We start from the raw sequence: 3897 nt of genomic DNA, 5'->3' as shown, positions 1-3897 counted from the left end.
CGCCTTTGGCGCCCGGTCGCCCCCAAACCCCGAAAGGGGTTGCCCCCTTGGGGTCAGGCCCTCCGCTTTCGCCAGGCCATCGGATCATCCGTATCTGTTGGGGAGACTGTTGGTGGTTCGCCCTGGGCACGAAGGGATCTTCCTCTCTCTGTGGTCGCCTCGCGTTGTAGAGAAAGGGTAGGGAAGATGCGAGCTCAGATAGGACCTCAACGCTGGCCGACTGTGGCCGAAGCGTACCGAATCTTACGGACGAATCTGGAAGCGCTGCGACTGGAGCACCCTCTTCAAGTGTCCCTGATCACACCGGCGACCCCGGGGGAGGACGCCGCTGAGGTTGCCCTCTATCTCGGCATCGCTTTCGCCGAGGCTGGGCGGCAGACCCTGCTGGTGGATGCCGATCTGGCACGCCCCCGGCTCCATGAGGCTTTTGGGGTGTCTCCCTCAACCGGGCTCAGCACGCTACTGACGGGGGCTGGGGGGTCTATTGATGCTCATTTGGTGGAGACGGGGATTCCCGGGTTGTGTTTGCTGCCCGCGGGCGCGCCGGACGTGAATCTGCCACCCCCTGTTCCTCGGAGGTTTGGAGAGCTCTTGCAGGCCCTCCGGCGGCGGGCAGAGCGGATCTTGATTTACGCACCCTCGGTGCACACCACCAGTCGAACCCTGGACCTGGCCGAGCACAGCGATGGGGTGCTCCTGATCGCCCGCGTTCGATATACCCACCGGGCCCATCTGCTTCAGGCTCGTGAGGCTCTGGAACGAATTCACGCAACCGTGCTGGGGGTCATTCTATGGAGGGGGTGAATTAAAATGGTCCTTGGGGATCTTCGAGGGTTGGGGACCGCCTTCGGAGTCCCCAGCCCTTGAGGGATTTTTATCCTTGGGTGGCAGGTAGAAGGGAGAAAGGGAGGGGGGACGCTCCCCCCGTCGCATATCCCCGAAACTCAACCGGGCAGAGCCGCTAAGGATAATTCTCTCCTTTTTAATGGGGTTTTGAGACGAGTCCAATGGGAGGGGATAGGGATGGCACCGATCAAAGCGCTGATCCTGAGCGGAGGGAAGGGGACCCGCCTGTATCCCTTAACCTTCACCAGCGCCAAGCAGTTGATTCCCATCGCTAACAAACCGGTCCTCTTCCGGGTCATTGAAACCGTTAGAGACGCGGGTATCACCGATATCGGGATCGTGGTGGGGGATACCGCCCCCGAGGTGATGGCAGCGGTAGGGGATGGAAGCCGATGGGGGGTGAAGGTGACCTACATCCGTCAGGAGGCGCCGTTGGGCCTGGCCCATGCGGTGAAGATCTCCCGGAGCTATCTGGAAGACACTCCTTTCGTGATGTTTCTGGGCGACAACGTGATCCAGGGAGGGATCCGTCATCTGGTGCAGATGTTCCTGGATAGCGACTACGATGCTCAGATCGTCCTGAAGGAGGTCCCGGACCCTCAACACTATGGCGTGGCGGAGCTGGAGAACGGGCGCATCGTGCGGCTGGTGGAGAAGCCCCGCGAGCCCCGCAGCAACCTGGCTCTGGTGGGGATCTATCTCTTCCGGCCGCCGATCTTTGAGGCGGTGGAGGCGATCCGCCCCAGTTGGCGAGGCGAGCTGGAAATCACCGATGCCATCCAATACTTGGTGGAAAAGGGTTACAGGGTCTATCCGTATGTCCACACCGGATGGTGGATCGACACAGGGAAGCCCATCGATATGCTAGCGGCCAACAGCCTGGTGCTGGAGGAGTTGGAGCCGCGGGTGGAAGGTTATGTGGACCGGGATTCCGTGTTGGAAGGGAAGGTGGTTATTGAGAAGGGCGCGGAGATCATCAACAGCCGCGTGCGCGGTCCGGCGATCATCGGAGAGCACACGCGGATTGTGAACAGTTACATCGGCCCCTTCACCAGCATCTATCACCATTGCGAGATCATCAACAGCGAGATCGAGCACAGCATTGTGCTGGAGCACTGTCGAATTGAGGACATCCCGCGGATCGCCGACAGCTTGATTGGCCGCCGCGTGGTGATCACCCATTCGCCGATGAAACCGAAGGCGTATAAATTCACTTTGGGAGATTATAGCCAGGTGGGGATCGTTTGAAGTGGGGATAAGAGGGCCGTCTCTTTAGGGTTGGGGTTGCCTTCGGCGGCCCCACCCACCCCAAAATTCCCCTAGGTCCGAAGGCCAGCCGATCGATGAGCGAAGCGGAGCCCTTGCGTGTGGAAGCTCAGCGGGTGGTGATCACTGGGATGGGGGCGCTATCCCCCCTCGGCCTCAATGTACAGGCGTTCTGGGAAGGCCTGATCGCAGGCCGCTCCGGTATCGGCCCGATCACCCAATTCGACGCGTCAGGGCTTCCGGTCCGGATCGCTGGTGAGGTGAAAGGGTTCGATCCCACCGTGGCCCTCCCGCCCAAGGAAGCCCGCCGCATGGCTCGTTGTTCCCAATTCGCGGTCGTAGCGGCTCTGGAGGCCGTGCGGGACGCTGGCCTCGATGGGTTCCCCGATCCCGAGCGGGTCGGGACGCTCATCGGGGTGGGCATGGGAGGCTACGAAGTGGCGGATCGCCAGATTCAGATCTTCCGCGCCCATGGGTTGGGACGCGTGAGCCCCTTCGCCCTCGTGGCCTCGATCCCCAATATGCCGAGCCATCACGTCAGCGTCTACTTCGGCGCCAAGGGGCCGATCGCCACGGTGGCGGCGGCATGCGCCACCGGCGCTCAGGCGATCGGCGAGGCGGCGGAGTGGATCCGACGGGGGATCGCCGACGTGGTCATTTGCGGTGGGGTGGAAGCGCTAATCACGGACTTTGCCATTGCGGGCTTTGCGGCCATGCGGGCGCTCTCCACCCGGAACGATGAGCCTGAGCGGGCCAGCCGTCCCTTCGATGCCCATCGGGATGGCTTCGTCTATGCGGAGGGCGCCGGGATCCTGGTGTTGGAGCGGCTTTCCCACGCTCGCGCCCGGGGTGCCCGCATCTATGCGGAGGTGCTGGGTTATGGCAACGCTGCGGATGCCCATCATGTGGCCGCCCCCGAACCGGATGGGGCGGGGGCGGTCCGTGCGATGCGTTGGGCTCTGCGGGATGCGGGCGTTGGCCCGGAGGCGATCGACTACATTAACGCCCACGGAACGTCCACTCGGCTGAATGACCCGATTGAAACGATGGCGATCAAACAGGTTTTCGGGGAAGCGGCTTACCAGATCCCTATCAGCGCCACCAAGTCCATGATCGGCCACACGATGGGGGCCGCGGGGGCCTTGGGGGCCATCGCCACCGCGTTGACCATCGTTCACGGGATCATCCACCCGACGATCAACTATGAGACCCCGGATCCAGCCTGTGATCTGGATTATGTGCCTAATGTGGCGCGCAAAGCCCAGGTGCGCCGGGCGCTGGTGAACGCCTTCGGGTTCGGGGGGCATAACGTCTCGCTGGTTCTCGGGCGCTGGGAAGGGTTGTAAGGGCATGCCCCTACAAGGCACCCGCATAGGAGGCGTGAGCGAATGATCTGGCGCAGGGTTCGTGAGCTCCTGGCAGGACGGATCCTGGAATCCGATCCGGATGCGATCTGGCTATATGTGCAATGCGGGCGATGTGGATCGCCGGTCGCTGTTCGGGCTGACCGCCGGTATGATCTGAACCTTGATGAAACGGGGACCGGTTATGTGCTGATTAAGGAGATCATGGACGACCGCTGTTTCCGGTTGATGCGGGCGGAGGTCCATCTGGATGCCCAGTATCAAGTCATTGAGCGAACCATCGAAGGGGGGCGCTTTCTGAGTCCGGAGGAATATCAGCAGCTACGTGGCGTGTGAAGGGAACGTTTTGCTTTTGAGGCCCTGGTTGAAGCCCTACCGCTTGGGGTTTTCGTGGGCTGGGCCGGGGGCGGAAGGCTCCCGG

Annotated in this window: 4 protein-coding genes; all 4 read left to right on the top strand. The window is 62.2% G+C overall.

Annotation, left to right across the window (positions count from 1 at the left end; translation table 11 throughout):
• Nucleotides 1-186 precede the first annotated feature (186 nt).
• The 4 genes from ACFMO5_RS02440 (at nucleotide 187) to ACFMO5_RS02425 (ending at nucleotide 3812) form a co-directional block, all read left to right on the top strand.
• Nucleotides 187-804 carry a CpsD/CapB family tyrosine-protein kinase gene (locus tag ACFMO5_RS02440; RefSeq protein WP_376791185.1) on the top strand — a complete coding sequence of 206 codons (618 nt, stop codon included), beginning with the start codon at nucleotides 187-189 and terminating at the stop codon, nucleotides 802-804.
• Between the two features lie 228 nt (nucleotides 805-1032).
• Nucleotides 1033-2094: a glucose-1-phosphate thymidylyltransferase gene (locus tag ACFMO5_RS02435; protein ID WP_376791186.1), complete on the top strand. Its 1062-nt coding sequence runs from the start codon at nucleotides 1033-1035 to the stop codon at nucleotides 2092-2094.
• Between the two features lie 95 nt (nucleotides 2095-2189).
• Nucleotides 2190-3458 (top strand): beta-ketoacyl-ACP synthase II, encoded by a 1269-nt coding sequence (fabF, locus tag ACFMO5_RS02430; protein ID WP_376791184.1) that lies wholly within the window; start codon nucleotides 2190-2192, stop codon nucleotides 3456-3458.
• Nucleotides 3459-3500: 42 nt separating this feature from the next.
• On the top strand, nucleotides 3501-3812 hold the full coding sequence (locus ACFMO5_RS02425; RefSeq protein WP_376791183.1) for a hypothetical protein: 312 nt from the start codon (nucleotides 3501-3503) through the stop codon (nucleotides 3810-3812).
• The last annotated feature ends 85 nt before the right edge of the window (nucleotides 3813-3897 follow it).

The organism is Thermoflexus sp. (assembly GCF_042408365.1).
Taxonomy (GTDB): domain Bacteria; phylum Chloroflexota; class Anaerolineae; order Thermoflexales; family Thermoflexaceae; genus Thermoflexus.
The sequence above is the reverse complement of the archived record's forward strand: the minus strand, read 5'-3'. Positions and strand labels throughout refer to the sequence as shown.